This window comes from Micromonospora sp. NPDC018662 (assembly GCF_044391475.1).
Taxonomy (GTDB): domain Bacteria; phylum Actinomycetota; class Actinomycetes; order Mycobacteriales; family Micromonosporaceae; genus Micromonospora.
The window spans coordinates 569,347-592,173 of the sequence record NZ_JBISAC010000003.1 but is presented as its reverse complement, the minus strand read 5'-3'; the positions used below and the strand labels follow the sequence as shown (position 1 = coordinate 592,173).

Below are 22,827 nucleotides of genomic sequence, written 5' to 3'. Positions count from 1 at the left end.
GTCTGCGCCGATCCCCGCCCGGGCGTCGGCGGACGAGGGGGAGACGCACCATGAAACGGATCCGTCGACGGCTGCGGCCGTTCCTGGCGGCGGCACTGGCCACGGTGGTCGGGGTGGCCGTCACCGCCGCGCTGCCGGCCACGCCGGCCGTGGCGAGCTACGGCTCCACGGTCACCGTCACGGCCGACGAGATGCACACCACCGAGTGCCTGGACCGGGTCTGGCTGGTCGTCTGCGACCCGCCGGAGCTGTTCGGCGTCGCGATCATCACGCAGGACGACGGCCAGCAGCAACGCTGTGAGATGGCGCTGCCGGCGGCCGCCGGCACGGACATCGTCGGCGACCGCACGGTCTGCGCCGGGCGGTCGGTCACCGGCAACTTCCGGGTCACCTTCGAGCTGTGGGAGGACGACTCCACCGAGGGCGGCAGCCGCGAACAGGCGGACCTGAACCCGGGCGCCGCGAAGGACTGGGCGACCACGAACCTGCTCGGTGGCCGGGCCGGGGTGTCCCGGTGGGCCACCAGCGGTGGACCGTCGCGGGCGATCTTCACGGTGAGCGTCGCGCCCCGGCCGACCACCGTCACCATCTCGTCGCCGCCACCGACCGGCACGCCGCGCGAGTTCGACCCGCGGCTCGGCGAGCGGCTGATGATCAGCGGATCGCTGTCGGTGCCGTCGGCGCTGCGGTTCACCGTCACCTCGCAGGCGACCGGGGCGTCGTTCGTGCTGGCCGAGGCGTCGTTCTACGGCGGCGTGTTCAACGTGGACTGGGACGGCCGCTGGTCCGACGGGTCGTACGCCGCCGTGGGCGGGTACACGATCACCGTCGTCGACCCGGTCGACGCCGCCTCGGCGCGGACCACCCAGGCCCGGGTCGTCCAGCGGGTCAACCTGGCGATCACCAGCATGACCAGCCAGCCGGCCACGAACTGGCAGTACCGCAGCGGCCCGATCGTGGTGAGCGCGGTGGCGACGGCCGCCGGCACCTTCCGGATGCGGGTGCTGCGCGGCGGCGTCGAGGTGTTCCGCAGCGCCGACCAGCGCCGCGCCGCCGGCCCGATCTCGTTCACCTGGACCGGCCGGCACGCCGACAGCTCCTGGGCCACCCCCGGCAGCTACGTCTTCACCCTGGAGGGCACCGCCGACGACGGGCGATCGTTCCCGGCCACCTCCCGTACCGTGCCGGTCAGCGACCCGCCGCCCGGCCTGGAGGTGTACGCGCTGGCCGAGCCGGGCGTCCCGGCGGTCAACCCGCAGGCCGTGCCCGGCACGTCGATCCGCGCCAAGGTGGTCGCCGCCGACCACACCGCCCGGCCGGCGGCCCGGATCACGGTGGAGATGAGTCCGGCCGGTTGGATCGGGCGCCCGGTGACGCTCGCGCCCCGCGTGGTGAAGACGTGCGAGCAGGTCGACGAGTGCCAGGCGGTGATCCCGGCGGACATCCTGGCCGGCGCGGCGGTCGCCTACCGGGTGACCGCCAGCGAGGCGGACGGGGTGCCGGAGATGCGCACGGCGGTGGCGGACTGGCGGATCACCGACCTGAATCCGCCCAAGCCGTCGCAGACGCCGGGGGTGACCCTGGTGCCGCTGTGGCGGGCCAGCGTGCCGGCGGTGGTGGACGCGGGCGGGCGGGTGAACACCCGACCGCTGAACCAGACCATCGACGTGGCGTACGCGCCGGGCACCGGCTACGACACGTCCACCCTGGACGGCGCGCGGCAGTTCGGCAACGCGGTGGACGACAACGCGTGGCAGTTGCTGGGCATCCGGTCGCGGGTGTTCCCCAGTTCGATCGGCACGCACTGGTCGCAGGTGGGGATCTGGGTGCAGAACGTGCCGGTCGAGGTGACGGTCAGCCCGGACGGCGACGCGTTGTGCCGGCGCGGCGCGTTCAGCCCGGTCAGCTTCGCCGAGACCAACGGCGTGCTGCACACCGTCAACTGCCGGGACAACGCCTCCGGCACCGTGTTCAGCGCCGACTCGTCGATAGTGGGCTGGCACGAACTGCACCACAGCGCCTACCACGAGGGCGACGAGTACTGCTGCGACGGCGGCTACTGGTACGGCGAGGGGAAGAACACCTACCACTCGCTGACGGACTGCCGGCGGGGTGGTTCGGACGCGGGCACCTGCAACGAGATCACCGACGGCGTGACCCCGACCGGTTGGTGGCGCAGCGACGGCCCGATGGCCGACGTCATGATCGACAACTCGGTCGAACGAGCCGACGACATCCGGGCCGCCGAGGCGACCTTCGCACGATGCGGGAGAGGGCAATGCTGAACCGACGTCTCCGTACCCTGGTCGTGGCCGCGTTGGCGCTGCCGTTCCTGGGCGCCGTGGAGGTCGCCTCGCCGGCCGCGCCGACCGCGGCCGGCGCGGCGCCGGTGGTGCCGGCGCCGACCGTCGACCCGGCGGACCCGACCACCGGCACCCACCTGCGGCTCGGGCTGCGCGTGTCGGCGCGGTCCGCCACCCCGAACCTGCTGGAGATCGACAGTGGCTTCGCCTCGTCGCTGCGCGACTCCGGCGGGCCGTTCCAGCTCGTGGTGCGCGACGCCGCCGGGACGGTGCTGGACACGCTCACGCCGGACGATCCGCTCGCGGTCCGGGTGTACGACAGCAAGCGGAACGCGCACGACACGCCTCGGGTGAAGGACGCGGACGTGGTGGTGGACCTGCCGGTCGTCGACACCGCGGCCGTGGTGGACGTGGTGCTGGCCGACCGGCGGATCGGCCGGGTCGACATCGGATCGCTGATCCGGGCCTGTCAGGGTGCGCCGCTGCCCTGCGCCACCAGCTAGGGGCGCGGGCCGGGCACCTCCAGGATGCCGAGTTCGACCGCCTTCATGACGGTGGCGACCGGCCCGGAGGTGCCCAGCTTGCGGTGCACGTGCTCCAGGTGCTTGCGGACCGTGCCGGCGGCCAGGCCGAGCCGGCGCGCGGTGGCCGCCACGGTCAACCCCTCGGCGATGCCGCGCAGCACCTCGACCTCCCGCCCGGTCAGCGTCGCGCCGGGCGCGGTGGTCCCGGCGGGCAGGCAGGCGCGCCGGTGCACGGCGATCAGCGCCGGTTGCAGACGGGTGAGCAGATCCATCTCGCGCGGGTCGAACGCGCGGTCCCGGTTGAACTGGTACCAGCGCAGCACCGGCGTCGGACCGACCACCACCGTGACCGTGTGCGCGCCGATGCCGCGCGGCGCGAGCACCTCACGGTAGAGCCCGTGCCGCCGCCACTGCCGCTCCGACAGCACATCGGTCACCTGCATCGGCGTCCCCGGGTAGGGGTGCGACCGGCGGACGGTCGGCGCGAACAGCGGGTGGTCGGTCACCTGGTGGTGCATCTGGCGCACCAGCGTCCGGTCCACCGGCCGGTCGGTGGCGAGACCGGGCGGGCGCAGCGTGGCCAGGTCGAGCTCGGCGTAGGTGGACAGCTCGCTGTGGAGCCGGCGGGCGACCGCGGTCAGCACGGTGTCGACGAGCGCGGGGCCCCGCAGCGCCCCGATCCCGGTCGCCACCTCGCGTATCCACGCCTGGTCCGCCGCGGCGGTGGGAAGCGTCACGTGCCGACCCTAGGAGCCAGCATGGGATTCCCAGGTCGGCAAGCCGACACCGGTCGCCTTCCCCACACCGCGCCGACCGGGTCAGGCCACCGGGCTCTCACCCGGCAGCGCCCGGGCCCGGACCCGCCCCATCAACGCCACGATGGCCAACGCCAGCACGGCCACCACCACGAACGCGGTACGCAGGTCCAGCGCGCCGGCGAGCAGGCCGATCACCGGCGCGGCGAGCAGCGCCCCGGGCCACTGCCCCATCGCCACCACCGAGACCCCCTCGCCGGAGGTCAGGCCGGGCTGCTCGCCGGCGAAGCCGAGCACCGTGGGGGTCACGCAGGCCAGCCCGAAGCCGAGCAGCGCGAACCCGGCCATCACCGCGGCGGGATGGGGGTACGCCACCGGCAGCGCCACGCCGACGGCGGCGACCAGCGCGGACGCCCGGACGAAGCGGACCCGCCCGATCCGGCCGGCCAGCCGGTCGCCGAACAGCCGGGCCACGGTGGCGGCCAGCGAGAGGCAGGTGTACGTGGCGGCGGCCAGCACCGCCGCCGCGCCGGCCACCTCGGTCGCGTAGAGCGCGCTCCACTGCGCGCCGGCCATCTCGACGAACGAGGCGAGGAACGCGATCACCGCGAGCAGCAGCAGCTGCGGGGTGAACCGCTCGCGCAACCCGCGCCGGGCCTCGCCGTCCTTCGTCTCCTGCCGGGGCGTGTCCGGCAGCCAGCGGTGCGTGCCGACCAGCAGCACGCCCAGCAGGACGCTGGTGACCGCCATCTGCGCGGACGGGGACAGCCCGACCGCGGCGGCGGCGGTGCCGCAGAGCCCGCCGGCCAGCATGCCGATGCTGAAGCCGGCGTGGAACGTGGACAGGATCGGCCGCCCGTAGCGCTTCTGCACCTCGACCGACTGGGCGTTCATCGGGGTGGCCAGCAGGTTCGCCGCGAAGCCCCAGACCGCGAGCCCGCAGACCAGCGCCACCACCGTGCCGGAGGCGGCCAGCAACGGCGCGTTGACCAGGATCAGCGCGGCCCCGGCCAGCGCCAGCCGGCGGGTGTTGATCCGGCTGATCAGCACCGCGACCACGACCAGGGAGACCAGCTCCCCCGCGTTGGTGGCGATGTTGGCCAGGCCCCAGCCGGTGTTGCCGACGCCGACCGCGTCGCGGACGTCCGGCACGCGGGCGGACCAGCCACCGATGGCCAGGCCCATGATGACGAAGAGCAGCGTCACCGACCAGCGGGCCCGTACCACCGGCCGGGGCACCGGCGGCGTGGGTGACCCGGTCGGGTGCGGATGCGTCGAGGTGTCCGTCATGGTCGTCGTACCTCTCTCGGATCGGTGCCGGTCAGTGTCCTACCCCGTGGCGTGGTCGAGGAAGCACGCACCGTCAGGCAGGCGCAGCCGCGCCGGGGACAGGTCGGGGTCGACGACGAGCGCCGACACCACCGCCAGGTAGTCGTCGATCAGGCCCCGCACGAGGTCGTCGTCGAAGACGCCCCGGTTGCGGATGACCACGCCGCCGGCGCGGTCGTCGTCCACCACGACGATCGGCGAACCCCGCTTCACCCAGACCGGCAGGCAGTCCGGCGGCACGTCCGCGGCGAGCACCGGGGGCGGGGTGCCGGGGGCGGGCCGGGCGGTCACGTCGATCGGCTCCACCCGCAGCTCCGGGCAGTGCAGCACCGGCGAGGCGGACGCGGCCGACTGGAACCAGGCGTCGAACAGGTGGTTGTCCGGCCACGGGCGGACGTGCGGGAAGTCGGGTCGGACCGCGCGGGCCACGCGGTGGAACGGCGCCGCGTGGTCGATGGCCCCGGCCAGCGCGGCGTGCGCGGCGGTGACCACGTCCCGCATCGGCGCGTCCGGATCGACAGTCGCCGGCAGGTAGACGTTGTTGGTGAACTGCCCGATGAGCTGCCGCGCCAGCGGGCTCTCCCGGCCCAGCGTGGTGGTGCCGAGCACCACCCGCCGTCGGCCGGCCCGGCGCGACAGCAGCACCAGGTAGGCGGCGAGCAGCAGCACGTACGGGCTGGTCCGGGCCGCCCGGGCGGCCGGGCGCAGCCGCGCGGTGACCTCGGGCGGGAACGCGAACCGGGTGGCCACCTCGGCGCTGAGCGGCACGTCCGGGGCCGGCGGCGACGCCGGGAAGAGCTGGTACGGCTCCACCGGCCGCAGCCGGTCACGCCACCAGCCGGCCCGGGTGGCGGCGTCGATCCCGCCCCCCGTCAGCTCCGTCTCCTGGAGCGCGGCGAGGCCGGCGAAGTCCACGCCCAGCGGCGGCTGCGGATCGGCCGCGCCGAGCCGGGCCGCGTACGCGTGGCACAGGTCCTCCACGAACACCCGGCAGGACCAGCCGTCGGAGACCATGTGGAAGAAGCAGAGCGCGAGCACGTGCTCGGTCGCGGAGAGCCGGACCAGCGCGGCCCGCCACAGTGGCGCCCGGCCCGGGTCGAACGCGTCGTTGCGGTGCGCGTACGCGATCTGCTCGACGCGGGCCTGCTGCTCGTCCGGCGGCAGGCCGGACAGGTCGACGTACTCCAGGGGCGAGTCGACGTGCGGCAGGATCGTCACGGCCGGCTCGGTGCCGACGCGGTCGAACCGCATCCGCAGCGCGTCGTGCCGGTCCACCACGTCCCGCATCGCCTGCCGCAGCACGTCGACCCGCAGCGTGCCGGCCAACCGGCGGAACTCCACCACCACGAGCCGGGCGTCGCCGGGGCGGGCCGGGTCGAGCGCGGTCATGAACTCCCACATCATCTGCTGGCTCGGCGCCAGCGGCAGCGTCGTCGGCACGGTCGCCTCCTCAGGCCGCCACCGGCTGCGCCGGCGCCGGGTCGACAGGTTGGTAGTCGGCCTCGTCCGGCGCGCGGAAGCCGGTGAAGAGCAGGTCGGGCCGGCCCAGCCGGAGCGCGGTGACGAACGCGGCACCGTCGAAGAGCGTCTCGATCGCCGCGCAGGCCACCGACTCGGCCACCGCCCGCGGGCCACGGTCACCGCCGAGGCGGCCGGGCGTCTTCGCGGCGATCACGGCGGCCGCGACGGCCGGCACCGCGAGCAGGCTGCGTCCGCCGCTGCGCCGGGCGGTCAGCAACCCGGCCAGCGCGGTCACGGCGAGCGTGCTGGCGGTGTTGAGCACGAACCGGCGTCGGTGCGGGTGGGCCAGGCAGAGCCACTGCTCGGAGCGCCCGTACGTGGTGAACCGGTAGGCCACCGCGCGGAACGTGTCGGCGACGCCGGTGTCGTGGGTGACCACGCCGTCCGGGTCGGCGAGCAGCACGTACCCGGCGTCGGTCAGCAGCAGCCCGAGGTGCAGGTCCTCGCCGCCCAGCGGCATCGGGGAGTCCTCCGGGAACCCGCCGACCGCGTCGAACGCGGCGCGCGTCAGCGCCAGGTTCGCACTGGCGCCCCAGGAGACCCGCTCGTGGTGCAGCGGCCGGGTCAGGTCGCCGAGCAGCAGGTAGGAGCGGCGCATCACGCGGAAGAAGGCGGAGTCGCCGGGTTCCACCAGCACCGGGCCGGTGACGCCGGCGACCTCCTCGCCGCTGGCCCGCAGCCGGGCCGCGTACCGGGTGATCAGGTCGGCCGGCACCCGGCAGTCGGAGTCGGTGAAGAGCAGCAGGTCGTACCGGGCGTGCCGGACGCCGAGGTTCCGCTTGGCGCCGACGTGGCGGGGCCCGCGCACGTAGCGGGCGCCGTACTCGGCGCAGGCGGCGCGGTGCGCGGCGGCCGCGGCGGGGGCCGAGTCGTCGACCACCACCACCTCCACCGGCTCCGGGCAGTTCGGGGCGGCGTCGCGCAGGCTGCGCAGTTGGCGGCGCATCTCCGGCACCCGGTCCTTGACCGGGATGACGACGGAGACGCCGCGCGTGACGGCACGGGGTTCGGTCGGTTCGCCCACGGGCGATACGGATCGGCTCATGCCCCGAGCGTCGGCCACCGTGATACAACGCCGATACACGGCGGCGGGCGGCGCGGGTACCCGCCGTGTACCGCCGATGTATCGACGAGCATCAAGGTCGTTGGCATGACGACCTCCATCCCCCTCGACCGGCGGCTCGCCGTCGACGGCGGCCGGCCGGTCCGCCCGCCGGACCGGCCGTGGCCACGCTGGCCGATGCCCGCACCCGACGCCGCCCGCAACCTCTCCGCCGTGCTGCACGGCGGGCGGTGGGCGATCAGCAGTCCCGCCGTCGGCGACGGCATGCTGTTCGAACGCCGCTTCGCCGCCGACTTCGCCCGCTACGTCGGCACCCGCCACTGCGTACCGGTCGACCACGGGTCCAGCGCGCTGGTGGTGGCGCTCGAATCGCTCGGCCTCGGCTACGGCGAGACCGTGCTCGTGCCGGCGCTGACCTGGACCGCGTCCGCCACCGCCGCGCTGCGCGCCGGCCTGGTGCCGGTGCTGGTCGACGTCGACCGCGACACCGGCTGCGTCGGGCCGGACGACCTGGACCTGTCGGTGGACCCACGGGCCGTGGTGGCCGTGCACTGGGCCTCGAACATGGCCGACATGCCGGCGCTCGACGCGGTCACCCGGCCGCGCGGCATCTCGGTGGTGGAGGACTGCGCGCAGGCGCACGGCGCCACCTGGCAGGGCCGCCAGGCCGGCTCGTTCGGCCGGCTCGGCTGCTTCAGCTTCCAGCACGGCAAGGTCCTCACCTGTGGTGAGGGCGGGGCCGTGGTCACCGACGACGACTCGCTCGCGCCGGTGCTGGAGGAGCTACGGGCCGACTCGCGCCGCTACCGCGGTGACCGGACGCCCCCGGGCGAGCTGGACCTGGAGGAGAGCGCCGGGGTGCAGGGCGCCAACTTCTGCCTGGGCGAGTTCTCCGCCGCGGTGGCCTGCGCCCAACTGGCCACCCTGGACGTGCAGCACACCGTGCGCAACCACAACTACCGGCTGCTCGCCGACCTGCTGGCCGACGTCGACGGCGTCCGGCTGCTGCAACCGGCGGCGGCGCAGACCCGCATCTCCATCTACGAGGGCACGATCGTCCTCGACGAGCTGCCCACCGGCATGGACAACGCCGACGTGGCCGCGGCGCTCACCGCCGAGCTGGGCAAGCGGTTCTACTGCACGGACGAGCCGCTGCACCGCAGCCGGCTGCTCCAGCCGTGGACCAAGCCGCTGCTCGCGCCGCTGGCCGAGCGCTTCGCCGCGATCCACGCCGACCGCGCGTACCCGAACACCGAATGGCTCGCCGCGCACACCGTCCAGACCCACCACAGCACCTTCCTCGGCAGCGAGCAGGACATGCACGACGTGGCCGCCGCCATCGCCAAGGTGCTGGCCCGCTGATCGGCGCCACCGTCGGCGCACCCACCAGAAGGGACCTTCCCGTGACCGTCACCCAGCGTGAGACCTCGCACAATCCGACCCCCGACGCCGACGGACCTGTCGGCGTGTGGCTCAACGGCGCCCGCGGCTCGGTCGCCACCACCGCGATCACCGGTCTGCTGGCGCTGCGCGCCGGCATGACCGCCTCGACCGGCTGCGTCACCGACACCGGCATGCTGCGCGACGCGCCGCTGGCGGACTGGACCGATCTGGTCGTCGGCGGGCACGACATCGTCGACACGCCGTTGGAGAAGAAGGCCGAGTCGCTCGTCGACTCCGGGGTCATCCCGGCGGCGGTGCTCGCCGCCGTGCGGGGCAGCCTGCCGCAGGTCGAGAACGACCTGCGCACCGGGTACGACGCGCGCACCGAGACCGGACCGCTGGCCGACGTGATCGACCGGCTGGCCGGCGACATCGAGGAGTTCCGCACCCGCCACGGCCTGTCGCACGTCGTCGTCATCAACGTGTCGTCGACCGAGCCGCCCGTCGACCACCGGCCCGAGCACGACGACCTGGACGCGCTGACCCGCAGCCTGGCCGACCCGGCGGACCGGGTGCTGCCGGCCAGCTCGGTGGTCGCGTACGCGGCGTTCCGCGCCGGGTGCGGCTTCGTCGACTTCACGCCGTCGACCGGGGCCCGGCTGCCCGCCCTGGAGATGATGGCGCAGCGCGAGCGGGTGCCGTTCGCCGGCTCCGACGGCAAGACCGGGGAGACGCTGCTGCGGACCGCGCTGGCGCCGATGTTCACCTGCCGCGCGCTGCACGTGCTCTCCTGGGCCGGGGTCAACCTGCTCGGCGGCGGCGACGGCGCCACGCTGGAGGACCCGCGCAACGCCCGGAGCAAGTTGAGCTCCAAGTCGGGCGTGCTGCCGGCGCTGCTCGGTGAGCACGTCACCGCGCCGCTGCACATCGACAACGTGCCGGACCTCGGCGACCACAAGACCGCCTGGGACCACGTCTCGTTCGAGGGCTTCCTGGGCGTCCGGATGTCCATGCAGCTCACCTGGAGCGGCGTCGACTCCACGCTGGCCGCCCCGCTCGTGCTCGACCTGGCCCGGCTGACCGCCGCGGCGCACCGGGCCGGCCACGTGGGACCGATCGAGGAGCTGGGGTTCTTCTTCAAGGACCCGATCGGCAGCGACGAGCACGCCCTCGCCGAGCAGGCGCAGGCGCTCTCCGCCTGGGCCAACGGGCTGGACGGCCGTTCCGGCAGCTGACCTCTCCCCCGGGCGGGGGGGGGGGGGCGGCCCGCCCGCCCGCGCCCGCCCCCCCCGCCCCGGGGGGGGGGGGGCGCCCGGGGCCCCCCCCCCCCGCGCGGCCCGCCCCCCGCCCCCCCCGCGCGGGGGGGGGCGCGGCCCCCCCGCGCGGGCCCGCGGGGGGGGGGGGGGCGCCCGGCCCCCCCCCCCCCCCCGGGGCGCGGGCGCCCCCCCCCCCCGCCGGCGGCCCCCACCCCCTGTATCCGCTTCGAGGAGCCCCCCATGTCCCCACACGTCCGGAACGCGCCCGACCCGCCGACCACGGATCCGGTGTGGACACCGATCCTGACCGACCTGCGCGCGACCGCGCTGGACTGCCTCCAGACGAGCTTCGCGCTGCTGGCCGACCACGCGAACGGAGCCGGCAGCCACCTCGCTCTCGGCGCCCGCTACGGGTTCTACACCCGGGAACGGGACGGCCTGGTCACCGTCGAGGCCACCTCGGACGACCGGGCCGCCGAGGCGGTCGACCTGCTGGGCCTGCGGGTCGAGGGCCGGTGGGTGCAGCTCGACGGCCGGCAGGTGCGCCGGTTGTGCGGCCCGGGCCAGCCGCTCTACGTCACCGCGGACGCGTACGACCTGCCGTGGTGCCCGTACCACGGGCACGAGCGCATGCGGCACAGCTTCCTGGTGGCGTCCGCCGACGCCGGCGAGGTGACAGTGGTCGACGCGTACCACAACGACACCGCCTGGGGCGCGGCCCGGCCGGGCGTGTGGCGGCTGCCCACCGCCCGGTTCGACGCGGCGCTGGCCGGCGGCGCGCACACGCTGGCGGTGGCCGCCCACCCGGCGCCGGCGATCGACGTGCCGGCCATGCTCGCCGGGAACGCCGACCGGGCCCGCCGGGCCCGCCCGGAGATCGCCGGCTACCTGGCCCGGATGGGCGCCACGCTGGACACGGTGGCCGGCCTGCACCGCCTCGTGCTCGACGTCTGGCTGCTGGCCCGCGCCCGCGACCTGCACGAACAGTGGCTCGCCACGGTCGCGCCGGACGCCGCCGCCGCGCTGGCCGACCAGGGCCCGCGCTGGCAGCAGCTCGCCACCCGTAGCTACGTCGCGCTGCGACGCGCGCAGGCGGGACGGCCCGCCGCGCCGGAGCTGGCGGACGCGCTCGGCGCGCTGATCGCCGACCACCTCGCCGCGCTGGAGTCGATCGCCGGTCCGGCCACCCCGGCCGGCGGCGACGGGGTACGCGCCGCGGTGCTCGGCGCGCTCGGCGACACCCTGCACCTGGACGGCTCCGAGCTGCGCGCCACCGACGTGCTGCGGGAACTGCCCGGCTTCGACTCGTTCCGGCTGGTCGACGTCATCGACCGGGTCGAGCGACGGCTCGGCGTCGAGGTGCCGGCGACCGCGCTCTCCGCCGCCGACCTGCGCGACGTCGGCTCGCTGTGCGCCATGTTCGGCGCCGCCGCCGGAGGTGCCCGATGACCGGCGAACTGCTGTCCGACCTGCTGGACCGCACCGCCGCCGCGCGCCCCGACGCGCCCGCCGTCGACGACGGCACCGCCTGCCACACGTACCGGGCGGTCCGGACCGCCAGCCTGCGACTGGCCGGCTGGCTGCGCGCCACCGGTGTGCGGCGCGGCGACCGGGTGCTGGTCGCGCTCCCCACCGACGCCGGCCTGCCGGCGCTGCTGTACGCGGTCGCCCGCACCGGCGCGGCGTTCGTCGTGGTCCGGACGCCGGCCCCCGAGGTCGCCCTGGCGCACGTGTTGGACGACGCGGAACCGGCGCTGGTCCTCACCGACGACGGCGTCCTCGGCGACCTGTCCCGGGCCCGGCGCGTGCCGGTGCGCGGCGCCGCCGAGCTGGCCCGCGCGGCGGTGACCGGCGACGACGACGCGCCGGCCGGCCCGGTACCGCTCGCGGTCGACCCGGTCTGCCTGATCTACACCTCCGGCAGCACCGGCATGCCGAAGGCGGTGGTCTCCACGCACGCCCAGGTGACGTTCGCGGTCCGGGCCATCCAGTCGGAGCTGCGCTACCGGCCCGACGACGTGGTGCACGACGTGCTGCCCAGCGCGTTCGACTACGGCCTCTACCAGGTCTTCCTCAGCACCATGGCCGGCGCGCGGCTGCACCTGGGCGACCCCGCCGCGACGGGCGGCCGGCTGCTGGTCAGCCTGGTCGAGTCCGGCGCGACAGTGCTGCCCTGCGTGCCGTCGCTGGCCATCAACCTGCTGCGGCTGCTCGGCCGGCCCGGCGCGCCGCGCCCGCCGCTGCGCCTGGTCACCAACACCGGCGCGGCCATGCCTCCGGAGGTGCTGGCCGGCCTGCGCCGGCTGCTGCCCGACCTGACCGTGCAGCTCATGTTCGGCCTCACCGAGTGCAAACGCGCGGCGATCATGCCGCCGGACGAGGACCTGCGCCGGCCGGGCGCCTGCGGCCGGGCGCTGCCCGGCACCGAGATCTTCACCGTCGACGCGGACGGCCGGCGCCAGCCGGCCGGGGTCACCGGCGAGCTGGTGGTCCGTGGGCCGCACGTGATGGCCGGCTACTGGCGGCGTCCCGAGCTGACCGCGCAGCGGTTCCGGCGCGTGGACGGGCTCTTCCCGCAACTGCACACCGGCGACCACGGCCACCTGGACGCCGACGGGTACGTCCACTTCGCCGGCCGGCGCGACGACGTCTACAAGGAGAAGGGCACCCGGGTCAGCGCCACCGAGGTGGAGGCCGCCGCGTACCGGGTGGACGGCGTGGACGCCGCCGGTGTGCTGCCACCGGCCGACGGCCGCGACGGCGCGACGCTGTTCGTGGTGGCCGCGCTGACGCCCGGCGACGTGCTGCGCCGGCTGCGCGGCCAACTGGAGGAGATGAAGGTGCCGGCGCGGTGCGTCGTGCTGCCCGACCTGCCGCTGACCGGCAACGGCAAGGTCGACCGGCGGGCGCTGGCCCGGCTGGCGGGTGAGCGCCGTGGCTGACCTGCCCTTCGACACCCCGGCCTACCGCTACGACCTGGCCGAGGTACGCGCCAACCACGCCACGCTGCGCGCCGCGCTGCCCGCGCCGAGCCGGCTCTACTACTCGCTCAAGGCCAACCCGCACCCGGCGGTGGTGGCGGCGCTGCATCGCGCCGGCTGCGACGCCGAGATCTGCTCGGCCGGCGAGCTGGCCGCCGCGCTGCGGGCCGGGGTGCCCGGTGACCGGATGCTCTACACCGGGCCCGGCAAGCGCGACGCCGAGGTGGCCGACGCGGTCCGCGCCGGCGTCCGCTGGTTCTCCGTCGACTCGCCGGTCGGCCTGGACCAGGTCGACCGGGTCGCCGCCGCCCACGGCGTCGAGGCGCGCTGCCTGCTGCGGGTCAACGACCGGATGCCGAACCCCGGCCAGGGGCTGACCATGACCGGCGTCGCGTCGCAGTTCGGCGCCGACGTCGACTGGATCGAGGCCGAACCGGAGCGGTTCCGCTCCCGCCCGTCCGCCCCGGTACGCGGGTTCCACCTCTACACCGGCAGCAACGTCGACTCGGTGGACGCGCTGGTCGCGCAGTTCACCGCCGCCGCGACCACCGCCCGTCGGCTGCGCGACCGGCTCGGCATCGAGCTGACCGTGCTCGACCTGGGCGGCGGGTTCGGCGCGCCGTTCGCCCGGCCCGGCCGCAACGCCGACCTGTCCGGGCTCGCCGACTCCGTCGGCGCGGCGCTGGACGGGCTGTTCCCGACCTGGCGCGACGGCACGCCGACCGTGGCGTTCGAGTCGGGGCGGTTCCTCACCGCCACCGCCGGCACGCTGCTGACCCGGGTGCTGGACGTGAAGCGGTCGCAGGGCACGCCGGTGGTGGTGCTGGAGTCCGGCATCAACCACCTGGGCGGGATGTCCGGCCTGCGCCGGCTGCCGCCGCTGGTGCCCGCCCTGCACGCCGCGGACGACCGCGACGGCGAGCCGTTGCGCGCCGCGATCGTGGCCGGGCCGCTGTGCACGCCGCTGGACACCTGGGCGCGCGCCGCGAACCTGCCGGACGTGCGGCCGGGCGACGTGCTCGCCGTGCCGAACGTCGGGGCGTACGGACTCTCCGCCAGCCTGCTGGCCTTCCTCGGCCACCCGGCCCCGGTCGAGGTGGTCTGCGACGGCGACCGGGTCGTCGAGACGTCCCGGCTGACGCTGACCCGGCTGCCCGCCGACCATCCGCACACACGAGAAGAAGGGTGACGTCATGAACACCGAATTCACCGAGCTGCTCCGGCCGTTCCTCAAGTTCGCCGGCCCGGACGAGATCACCGAGGAGTCCCGCCTGCGCGACCTCGGCCTGGACTCGATGCGCGAGATCGAGCTGTTGTTCGCCATCGAGGACACGTTCGGGGTGGCCGTGCCGGACGACAAGCTGGTCGACTCCACGTTCGCCACCGCCGGTGGGCTGTGGGGCGTGATCGACGAACTGCGGACGCCGGTGGGCGGTGGTTCCCGATGACCGCCGCCGCCGGGTACGCCCCGGCCGTGGAGAGCGTGGCCGAGGTGGCGGCGGCGCACGCCGCGACCGCCGACGAGACCGCCGCGTTCCCCACCGAGGCGCTGGCCGCGATGCGGCGTACCGGGCTGCTGGGGCTGCTCGTCCCGACCGCCGAGGGCGGCGCCGGCGGCACGCTGACCGACCTGGTCGACGTCACGCTGGCGCTGGGCCGGGTGGACATGTCGGTGGCGATGGTCTTCGCCATGCACTGCCAGCAGGTCGCCGCCGTCACCGCCTACGGCGGGGAGAAGCTGCGGGCCGAGGTGCTGCCGGCGGTGGCCCGGGGCGAGTGCTATCTCGGCTCGGTCACCACCGAGGCCGGCAAGGGCGGCCACCTGCTGACCGCCGAGTCGGCGCTGACGCACGACGGCGAGATGCTCGGCATCGACCGGGCCGCGCCGATCGTGACCGGCGGCCCGTACGCGGACGCGTTCCTCATCACCACCCGCGCCCCGGACGCCGGTTCGGCGGCGCGGGTGGACCTGGTCTACGCCGCCCGGGACCAGCTCGAGATCGAGGTGACCGGCGGGTGGCGTCCGCTGGGCATGCGGGCCACGCACAGCGTGCCGATGCGGCTGCGCGGCGCGGTGCCGCAGTGGCAGGTGGTCGGCGAGCACGGCGGGTTCCGGGAGATCGCCACCACCGTCTTCGCGCCGCTGGCGCACGTCGGCTGGGCCGCCGCCTGGCTGGGCGCGGCGGCCGGAGCGTACGCGCGGGTGCTGCGGCACGCGCGCAGCGAGGCGGGACGGCGACAGTTCGCCCCCTCCTCGGAGCTGGTGCTGCTGCGGCTGGCCGGGATCCGGACCCGGCTGGACGCGACGCACGCGCTGCTGCGGCACACCGTCTCGGTGGTCGCCGATGCGCCGGACATGTCCGCCACACCGGTGCAGCTGCTGCTCAACACGCTGAAGATCCGCGCGGCCGAGGAGTCGTTCGCCGCCGCGGACGAGCTGGTCGAGCTGGCCGGGCTGCGGCACGGCTACCTGACCGACTCGCCGCTGACGCTGGAGCGGACGTTCCGGGACCTGCGGTCGGCGTCGCTGAACTACGCCAACGACCGGCTGCGACTGGCGAACGGGGCGCTGTCGCTGCGCGACCCGGGGGTGCGTCTTGCCTGAGCCGACGCCCACCGCACCGGCCGGCGACCGCGCCGCGCCGGCCGGCCACCGCACCGCACCGGCCGACGACCACGCCGCACCGGCGGACGACCACGCCGCGCCGGCCGCGGACCGCGCCGCCGGGGAGCCGGCCGCCGGGGTGCGCGCGGCGCTGGCCGGCGTGGACCCCACCGACGCGCGCGCGGTGTGGCGGGCGTTGGGTGCCGGCGGCGTCACCGCGGCCCTCTACCCGGACGGCGACCAGCCCGACCCGGGCCGGCTGTCGGCGCTGCTCACCGAGCTGGACACCCGCTGCCCGCTCGGCGTGACGCTGTCGGTCTGCGTGCAGGTGGCCACCGTGCTGCCGCTGCTGGCCGGCGCGGGCGGGCCGGCGGAGCGGACGCGGCACGCCATGCTGCGCGGCGAGCGCGTGGTGGCGCTGGCCGTCACCGACGCCGCCGGGTCCGGCTCGGACCTGCTCGACGCCACCACCCGGGTGAAGCGGGGCGACGGCGCCGCCACCCTGGACGGCGGGAAGGACTGGATCACCAACGCGACGACCTGCGACGCGGCGCTGGTGCTGGCCCGGCACCGCGAGGCGCGGCACTTCACCAGCTTCTGCTGGGTGCTCGCGCCGGCCGCCGCGCCGGGCGTGACGGTCTCCTCGGCCGGCCGCGCGTTCGCCGGCTCCGGCGTGGGACACCTGCGCTTCGCCGGCGTCGCGCTCGACCCGGACGCCGTGGTCGGCCGGCCCGGCCGGGCGCTGGCCGGCTTCGCCCGGCAGGCCGGCGTGGAACGGCTGGCCGGGGCGCTGTGGGCACGGGCGATGTGCCACCGGCTGCTGGCCGGCCTGCGCGACTGGCTGCGCCGCCGGCCGGCCGCCGAGGGCACGCTCTGGGACCGCCCGGCGGTCCGCGAGCGGTACGCCCGCTGCCTGGTGGCGGTGCGCCAGCTCGACGCGATGTGCGCGCCGCTGCTGGCCGCGACGGACGCCGTCCCGTCCCCGGTGGACGGCATGCTGCTCAAGGTCACCGCCGCCGAGACGGTCGACCGGGTCGCCGCCGAGGCGGTACGCCTGCGCGGCGCGGACGCGTTCCGCGACGGCGGCGAGGCCCAGCTCCGGACCGAGGCGGCCATGTTCGGCATCGCCGGTGGCGCCACCGGCGCGATGCTCGCCGGCATCGCCGACCACGCCGACGACCTGGTCGGCGCCGGGACCTGACCGGCGCCGGTCGACGACAGCACCGACAGCACAGGGAAGGGAGCAACGCCGTGAGTCTCTACCAGTGGTTCCAGCGGAGTGTGGAGCGTGTGCCCGACACGGTCGCGTTGGAGGTCGACGGGGAGTCGGTGACGTACCGCCAGCTGCACGACCTCGCCGGCGGCCTCGCCGGACGCATCCACGCCGAGGTGGGCGGGCGCCCCCGGGCGGTCGGCCTGCTGGCCGCCCGCAGCCTGCCCGCGTACGCCGGTTATCTGGCCGCGCTGCGGGCCGGCGCGGTGGTGGTGCCGCTCAACCCGGCGTTCCCGACCGCCCGCAACACCCGGCTGTGCCGCGACGCCGGGGTGGACGCCCTGGTGGTCGACGCCGCCGGCGCGGCGGTCGCGGCCGACGTCGCGGGCGACGCCGCCACGGTACGGCTCGACGGCACGCCGGCCGGGCCGCCGCCGGAGCCGGCGGTCGGCCCGGACGACGTGGCGTACCTGCTGTTCACGTCCGGGTCCACCGGGCGGCCGAAGGGCGTGCCGATCCGGCACCGCAACGTGGACGCCTATCTCGCGCACTGCCTCGACCGCTGGCCGGTCGGGCCGGGTGACCGGCTGTCGCAGACGTTCGACCTGACGTTCGACCCGTCGGTGTTCGACATGTTCGTCGCCTGGGGCGGCGGCGCCACGCTCGTGGTGCCGCAGCCGGACGAGGTGCTCACGCCGGTGCGGTTCGTCAACGAGCGGCGGATCACCCACTGGTTCTCGGTGCCGTCGGTGGTCTCGCTGGCCCGCCGGATGCGGATGCTCTCCCCCGGCGCCATGCCGGGCCTGCGGCACAGCCTCTTCGCCGGCGAGCAGTTCACCCTGGAGGCGGCGCGCGCCTGGGCGGCGGCGGCGCCGGGCAGTGTGGTGGAGAACCTCTACGGCCCCACCGAGCTGACCGTCACCTGCACCGTCCACCGGCTGCCGGCCGAGCCGGCGGACTGGCCGGCCACCTCGAACGGCACCGTGCCGATCGGCGACGTGCACCCCGACCTGGACGCGATCCTGCGCGACGAGGACGGCACCACCGGCGGCGACGACGGTGAGCTGTGCGTCCGGGGACCGCAGCGCTTCGCCGGCTACCTCGACCCGGCCGACGACGAGGGCCGGTTCGTCACCCATGACGGGCGGCGCTACTACCGCACCGGTGACCGGGTCCGCCGCGAGCACGGCACGCTCGTGCACCACGGCCGCCTCGACGACCAGGTGAAGCTGCGCGGCTACCGGATCGAGCTGGGCGAGATCGAGATGGTGCTGCGCGGCCATCCCGACGTGCGGGACGCGGTGGTGCTGGCGCTCGGCGCGGGCGACGACGTGACGTTGCAGGCGGTCTACACCGGCGCAGCGGGGATCGCCGCCGAGCTGGCCCGCCGCTGCGCGGACCGGCTGCCCGGCTACATGGCGCCGGCCCGGATCCACCACGTGGCCGCGCTGCCCACCAACGGCAACGGCAAGACCGACCGACGCCGGACCGCCGCCCTGGTCGGCGACGCGACCGGCGGGACGAGAGGAGAACGGTGATGACCGGGATCGGCAACGCGGACGAGCAGGAACGAGCCTTCCGCTCGGTGGCCGGGCGCTTCGCGACCGGGGTGGCGGTGGCGACCGCGGTCGGACCGGACGGACCACTCGGCATGACGGTGAACTCGTTCACCACGGTGTCGCTGTCCCCCCGGATGCTGCTGGTCTGCCTGAAGCGGGACTGCCGGCTGCTCGGCGCGGTGCGGCGCACCGGCCGGTTCGCGGTCACCGTGCTCGCCGAAGACCAGCGGGAGGACGCGGCCTGGTTCGCCAGCCGGGGCCGGCCGGCCGGCGCCGAGGGTTTCGCGGGCGTCTCGTACGACGCGGAACGGGAGACCGGCTGCCCGCGGCTGACCGACGGGGTGGCGTACTTCGGGTGCGAGGCGGTGTCGGCCGAGCCGGCCGGCGACCACGCCGTGCTGATGGGGACCGTCCGCGCCGCCGGCCTGCTCCGGTCGACGCCGCCGCTGCTGTTCCTGGACGGCCACTACGCGCGGGTCGCCGCGCGGCGGGAAGCGGAGGTGGCGCGATGAGCGTCGGCGCCGCTCCCGGCGACCTGCGCCACCTGAGCCTGCGCGCGGCGCGGGCCGGGGCCGACGCGATCCGCGTGGCACGCAGCCAGGGCTTCCGCACCGTCCACAAGGGCGGCGCGGCCCAGGACCCGGTGACCACCGCCGACCACGCCAGCGAACGGGCGATCCTCGACCTGCTCGCCCGCGACCGGCCGCAGGACGCCGTGCTGGCCGAGGAGTCCGGGCTGAGCGCCGGCTGCTCCGGCCTGCGCTGGATCGTCGACCCGCTCGACGGCACGTTGAACTTCAGCCACGGGGCCAGCCGCTACGCGGTCAGCATCGCCGTCGCGGCGGACTGCGACGCGGGCGACGGCGACGGCCGGGTGGTCGCGGCCACCATCCTGCAACCGGCCACCGGCGCCTGCCTGGTGCTCGACGGCGACGGCGCGCACGACGGCGACACCCGGGTCGCGGTCGACCGGGACGCGGTGCCGGGGCACGCGTTGGTGGCGTTCGCGGTGCCCAACACGCCCGCTGCCCGGCGGCAGGCGTACCAGGAACTGGTCGGCCTCGCGCCGCGCGTCGCCGACCTGCGCAACTCCGGTTCCACCGTCTGCGACCTCGCCGCGGTGGCCACCGGGGAGCTGGACGCGTTCGTCAGCTTCGACCCGGCGCCGTGGGACGTGGCGGCCGGCACCGCGCTGGTCGAGGCCGGCGGCGGGGTGAGCCGACGGTGGCGCCGGGGCGGGCAGACCGTGTTCGCCACCGGGGCGCCGGCCGTGGTGGCGGCGCTCGCCGACTGGCTGGGCCCGGAGGGCACCGACGAGGAAGGAACAGAGGATGACCAGGAATGACGAGTTCCGGCTGGCGCTGGTGGGCGCGGGGCGGATGGGCCGGCACCACATGCGGGCGCTGGCCGGCCACCCGACGGTCCGGATCACCGGGGTGGTCGACCCGGTGACGGCGGCACGCGCGGCGGTCGTCGCCACCGGGCTGCCCGCGTACCCGAGCGTGGCGGACCTGCTCGCGGACGCCGTGCCGGACGGTCTGCTGGTGACCGCGCCCACCGGCCGGCACGGCGCGCTGGTCGCCGACGCCGCGAAGGCGGGACTGCCGGTGCTGTGCGAGAAGCCGGCCGGCCTGGACGCGGCCGAGGCCGCCGAGGCGGGGCGGGTGGCCGCGACCGCCGGCATCGGCTTCCAGGTCGCCTACTGGCGGCGGTACGTGCCGGAGCTGTGCCGGCTGCGCGCGCGGATCGCCGGCGGCGAGCTGGGCGAGGTCCTGTTCGTGGCCGCGTACCAGTGGGACGGCGAGCCGCCGGCGGCGGCGTTCCGCACCGGCAGCGGCGGGATCTTCGTCGACATGGGCGTGCACGAGTTCGACCAGATCCGGTGGTTGACCGGGCAGGACGTGGTCCGGGTCGACGCCCGGCCGGCCGGTCCGGTCACCGACCCGGCGGTACGCGGCGTCGACGTGGACAGCGCGCAGGCGTTGCTCGGCCTCTCCGGCGGCGGCACCGCGCTCGTCTCACTCGGCCGGCACTTCCCCGGCGGCGACATGGCGGTGGTGGAGGTGTTCGGCACCCGGGGCCACGAACGGCTGACGGTCCTCGACCCGGCGGACGGCGACGCCACCATGCACGCGGCGCTGGCCCGCCAGGCGGAGGACTTCGCCGCGCTGGTCCGCACCGGTCGGTCCGCCGGCGCCGGGGTGGCGGACGCGGTCGCCGTGCTCGACGCGGCGCGGCAGGCGACGGCCCAGCTCACCCTGGGTCATGACGGACACGCCAATCGGTGAGTCTTTTCACCATCTGGGGGCGCGTTATTTCCTAGCCGGAGGTGGGAAATTCCGCCGTCACGACATTGTGGACGGCCCTGCGGAGCGAGGGACTACATCCATGCAGTTCAGTGTTCTCGGTCCGCTGACGGTGTCCGCGGACGACCGGGCGGTCGCGCTGACCGGCACCAAGCCGCGCCTCCTGCTCGCCGTGCTGCTGCTGAGCGCGGGGCGCACCGTCTCCACCTCCCGGCTGGTCGACGGCCTCTGGCCGGACGCGCCACCCGTGTCGGCGGTGCGCAACCTGCGCACCTACGTGCACCGGCTGCGGCAGGTGCTGGACCGCGGCGGCGACTCGGCCGACCGACTGGTCCACGACGGCACCGGCTACCACCTGCGGGTCGACGAGCAGGAGCTGGACCTGCTGCGGTTCCGGCGCCACATCGACGACGCGCGTCGCGCCGCCCGGGAGGACCGGCCGGACGCCGCCGCCGACCTGTTCGAACGGGCGGTCGCGCTGTGGCGGGGGCGGCCGCTGGAGGACCTGCCGGACCTCGGCACCGAGCTGGGCCCGACCGTCACCGCGCTGCGGGAGCAGCACCGGGAGATGACCACCGAACTGACCGATCTGCGCCTGCGGCTGGGCCAGCCGGCCCGGGTCATCCCCTCGCTGCGCGCGATGGTGGCCGAGGAGCCGCTCGACGAACGCCGGCAGGCGCAACTGGTGACGGCGCTGACCATGGAGGGGCGCGTCGCCGAGGCGCTGGCCGCGTACCAGCAGGCCCGGCGCGGCATCGTCGACGAGCTGGGCGTCGACCCGGGGCCGACCCTGCAGAACGCGCTCCAGCACGCGCTCGACGCGGACTCGGCCGAGGCCCGCCCCTCGGTCGGCTGGCCGTCCGTGGTGGCCGGCGCCGGCCCGGCGACGCCGCCGCCCACCCCGCCGGCCGGCCGGCAGGCGCTGCCGATGAAACCACCGTCCCTGGTCGGTCGGGACACCACGGCCAGCCAGCTCCGCGCGATCGCCGAGGGGATCGCCGACTCGGCCGGCGCCGACGGCCACGCCGCGGTCGTGCTGGTCTCCGGCGCGCCCGGCGTCGGCAAGTCGTCCTTCTCCGTGTCCAGCGGCTACGACCTGGCCGACCTCTTCCCCGACGGGCAGCTCTTCGTCAGCTTCGACGGCGGGGACGCCCCACCCCGGGGCAGCGGGGAGCTGATCCGGGAACTGCTGGTCGAGCTGGGCGTGCCGCTGGGCGACGTGTCCGAGGACATCCGGGAGCGCGCCGCGTTGCTGCGCTGCGCGCTCGCCGGCCGGCGGCTGCTGCTCGTCATCGACGACGTGGACTGCGCGCAGCAGGTACGCCCGCTGCTGCCGGGCGCGGGCCGCAGCCTGGTGCTGGTCAACAGCCGGCAGCGCCTGCTGGACCTGGACGTCGGCTGGCGGCTGACGCTCGGCGCGCTGGGCCGGGACGAGGCGGTGGAGCTGCTGGCGTCGCTCGCGGGTGAGCGCCGGGTCCGCGACCAGCCCGAGGTGTTCGGCCGGATCGCCGCCGCCTGCGACCGGTTGCCACTGGCGCTGCGGATCGTCGGCAGCCGGCTGGTCACCCAGCCGGACACGGCGCTGCCCGGCTTCGCGACGCACCTGGAGAACGAGGAGAACCGGCTGGCGGAGATGATCGTCGGCGACATCTCGGTGCGGGACACCATCTCGGTCAGTTACCGGGGGCTGGACGTCGACGCCCGGCACGCGCTGCGGGCGCTGGCCGCCGCCGACGCGCAGATCACCGCGTCGAGCGCGGTGGAGATCCTGCGCCTGCCCCGGTCGCAGGCGAACCGCCTGGTCGAGCACCTGGTCCAGCACAACATGCTGCTGCCGGTCGACTTCGACGGCCCCGGCCAACGCTTCCACCTGCCGGAACTGCTGCGCATCTTCGCGAACGAGTGCGTGTAGGGCGAGGGGGGCGCCGCGGGGGGGGGGGCGCGGCGGGGGCCGCCCCCCCCCCCCCCCCCCCCACCCCCGCACGGGGGGCCCCCGCCCCCCCCGCCGCGGGCGCGGCGGCGGCCGCGC

At 75.9% G+C, this 22,827-nt stretch carries 19 protein-coding genes; 15 read left to right on the top strand and 4 right to left on the bottom strand.

Annotated elements, in window-relative coordinates; all coding sequences use genetic code 11:
- Positions 1-50 precede the first annotated feature (50 nt).
- Complete coding sequence (locus ACH495_RS12245; protein ID WP_396857773.1) at positions 51-2,285, top strand: hypothetical protein; 2,235 nt, start codon at positions 51-53, stop codon at positions 2,283-2,285.
- On the top strand, positions 2,279-2,806 hold the full coding sequence (locus tag ACH495_RS12240; RefSeq protein ID WP_396857772.1) for a hypothetical protein: 528 nt from the start codon (positions 2,279-2,281) through the stop codon (positions 2,804-2,806). Before ACH495_RS12245 ends, ACH495_RS12240 begins: the two co-directional genes overlap by 7 nt.
- Here the strand turns inward: ACH495_RS12240 and ACH495_RS12235 are convergent.
- The 4 genes from ACH495_RS12235 to ACH495_RS12220 all read right to left on the bottom strand — a co-directional run bounded on the left by ACH495_RS12235 (position 2,803) and on the right by ACH495_RS12220 (position 7,477).
- The gene (locus tag ACH495_RS12235) at positions 2,803-3,564 is read right to left on the bottom strand and encodes a response regulator transcription factor (RefSeq protein ID WP_396857771.1); all 762 of its coding nucleotides are present in this window, start codon (positions 3,562-3,564) and stop codon (positions 2,803-2,805) included. The two genes, ACH495_RS12240 and ACH495_RS12235, sit on opposite strands and share 4 nt — an antisense overlap.
- Positions 3,565-3,645: 81 nt before the next feature.
- Positions 3,646-4,872, bottom strand: coding sequence for an MFS transporter (locus tag ACH495_RS12230; RefSeq protein ID WP_396857770.1), 1,227 nt, complete (start codon positions 4,870-4,872; stop codon positions 3,646-3,648).
- A 39-nt stretch (positions 4,873-4,911) separates the two neighbouring features.
- Positions 4,912-6,351, bottom strand: coding sequence for a condensation domain-containing protein (locus ACH495_RS12225; protein WP_396857769.1), 1,440 nt, complete (start codon positions 6,349-6,351; stop codon positions 4,912-4,914).
- Positions 6,352-6,361: 10 nt separating this feature from the next.
- Complete coding sequence (locus ACH495_RS12220) at positions 6,362-7,477, bottom strand: glycosyltransferase (protein ID WP_396857768.1); 1,116 nt, start codon at positions 7,475-7,477, stop codon at positions 6,362-6,364.
- Positions 7,478-7,582: 105 nt separating this feature from the next.
- On the opposite strand from ACH495_RS12220, the gene ACH495_RS12215 reads away from it, so the two are divergent.
- The 13 genes from ACH495_RS12215 to ACH495_RS12155 all read left to right on the top strand — a co-directional run bounded on the left by ACH495_RS12215 (position 7,583) and on the right by ACH495_RS12155 (position 22,710).
- Complete coding sequence (locus tag ACH495_RS12215; RefSeq protein WP_396857767.1) at positions 7,583-8,857, top strand: DegT/DnrJ/EryC1/StrS family aminotransferase; 1,275 nt, start codon at positions 7,583-7,585, stop codon at positions 8,855-8,857.
- A gap of 41 nt (positions 8,858-8,898) precedes the next feature.
- Complete coding sequence (locus ACH495_RS12210; RefSeq protein ID WP_396857766.1) at positions 8,899-10,113, top strand: inositol-3-phosphate synthase; 1,215 nt, start codon at positions 8,899-8,901, stop codon at positions 10,111-10,113.
- 261 nt (positions 10,114-10,374) lie between these two features.
- Positions 10,375-11,583, top strand: a complete 1,209-nt coding sequence (locus ACH495_RS12205; protein WP_396857765.1) for an acyl carrier protein — start codon at positions 10,375-10,377, stop codon at positions 11,581-11,583.
- Positions 11,580-13,076 (top strand): class I adenylate-forming enzyme family protein, encoded by a 1,497-nt coding sequence (locus ACH495_RS12200; protein WP_396857764.1) that lies wholly within the window; start codon positions 11,580-11,582, stop codon positions 13,074-13,076. The genes ACH495_RS12205 and ACH495_RS12200 overlap by 4 nt, the downstream gene beginning before the upstream one ends.
- Entirely contained in the window at positions 13,069-14,304 is a 1,236-nt protein-coding gene (locus ACH495_RS12195) for an alanine racemase (protein WP_396857763.1), read from the top strand. Before ACH495_RS12200 ends, ACH495_RS12195 begins: the two co-directional genes overlap by 8 nt.
- 4 nt (positions 14,305-14,308) lie before the next feature.
- The gene (locus tag ACH495_RS12190; protein WP_396857762.1) at positions 14,309-14,563 is read left to right on the top strand and encodes a phosphopantetheine-binding protein; all 255 of its coding nucleotides are present in this window, start codon (positions 14,309-14,311) and stop codon (positions 14,561-14,563) included.
- Positions 14,560-15,720 carry an acyl-CoA dehydrogenase family protein gene (locus tag ACH495_RS12185; protein ID WP_396857761.1) on the top strand — a complete coding sequence of 387 codons (1,161 nt, stop codon included), beginning with the start codon at positions 14,560-14,562 and terminating at the stop codon, positions 15,718-15,720. Before ACH495_RS12190 ends, ACH495_RS12185 begins: the two co-directional genes overlap by 4 nt.
- Positions 15,713-16,921: an acyl-CoA dehydrogenase family protein gene (locus ACH495_RS12180; RefSeq protein ID WP_396857760.1), complete on the top strand. Its 1,209-nt coding sequence runs from the start codon at positions 15,713-15,715 to the stop codon at positions 16,919-16,921. The genes ACH495_RS12185 and ACH495_RS12180 overlap by 8 nt, the downstream gene beginning before the upstream one ends.
- A gap of 50 nt (positions 16,922-16,971) precedes the next feature.
- Positions 16,972-18,471, top strand: a complete 1,500-nt coding sequence (locus ACH495_RS12175) for an amino acid adenylation domain-containing protein (RefSeq protein ID WP_396857759.1) — start codon at positions 16,972-16,974, stop codon at positions 18,469-18,471.
- On the top strand, positions 18,471-19,004 hold the full coding sequence (locus ACH495_RS12170; protein ID WP_396857758.1) for a flavin reductase family protein: 534 nt from the start codon (positions 18,471-18,473) through the stop codon (positions 19,002-19,004). The genes ACH495_RS12175 and ACH495_RS12170 overlap by 1 nt, the downstream gene beginning before the upstream one ends.
- Entirely contained in the window at positions 19,001-19,837 is an 837-nt protein-coding gene (locus ACH495_RS12165; RefSeq protein WP_396857757.1) for an inositol monophosphatase family protein, read from the top strand. The genes ACH495_RS12170 and ACH495_RS12165 overlap by 4 nt, the downstream gene beginning before the upstream one ends.
- On the top strand, positions 19,824-20,780 hold the full coding sequence (locus ACH495_RS12160) for a Gfo/Idh/MocA family protein (RefSeq protein ID WP_396857756.1): 957 nt from the start codon (positions 19,824-19,826) through the stop codon (positions 20,778-20,780). The genes ACH495_RS12165 and ACH495_RS12160 overlap by 14 nt, the downstream gene beginning before the upstream one ends.
- A 100-nt stretch (positions 20,781-20,880) precedes the next feature.
- Positions 20,881-22,710, top strand: coding sequence for a BTAD domain-containing putative transcriptional regulator (locus ACH495_RS12155; RefSeq protein ID WP_396857755.1), 1,830 nt, complete (start codon positions 20,881-20,883; stop codon positions 22,708-22,710).
- The last annotated feature ends 117 nt before the right edge of the window (positions 22,711-22,827 follow it).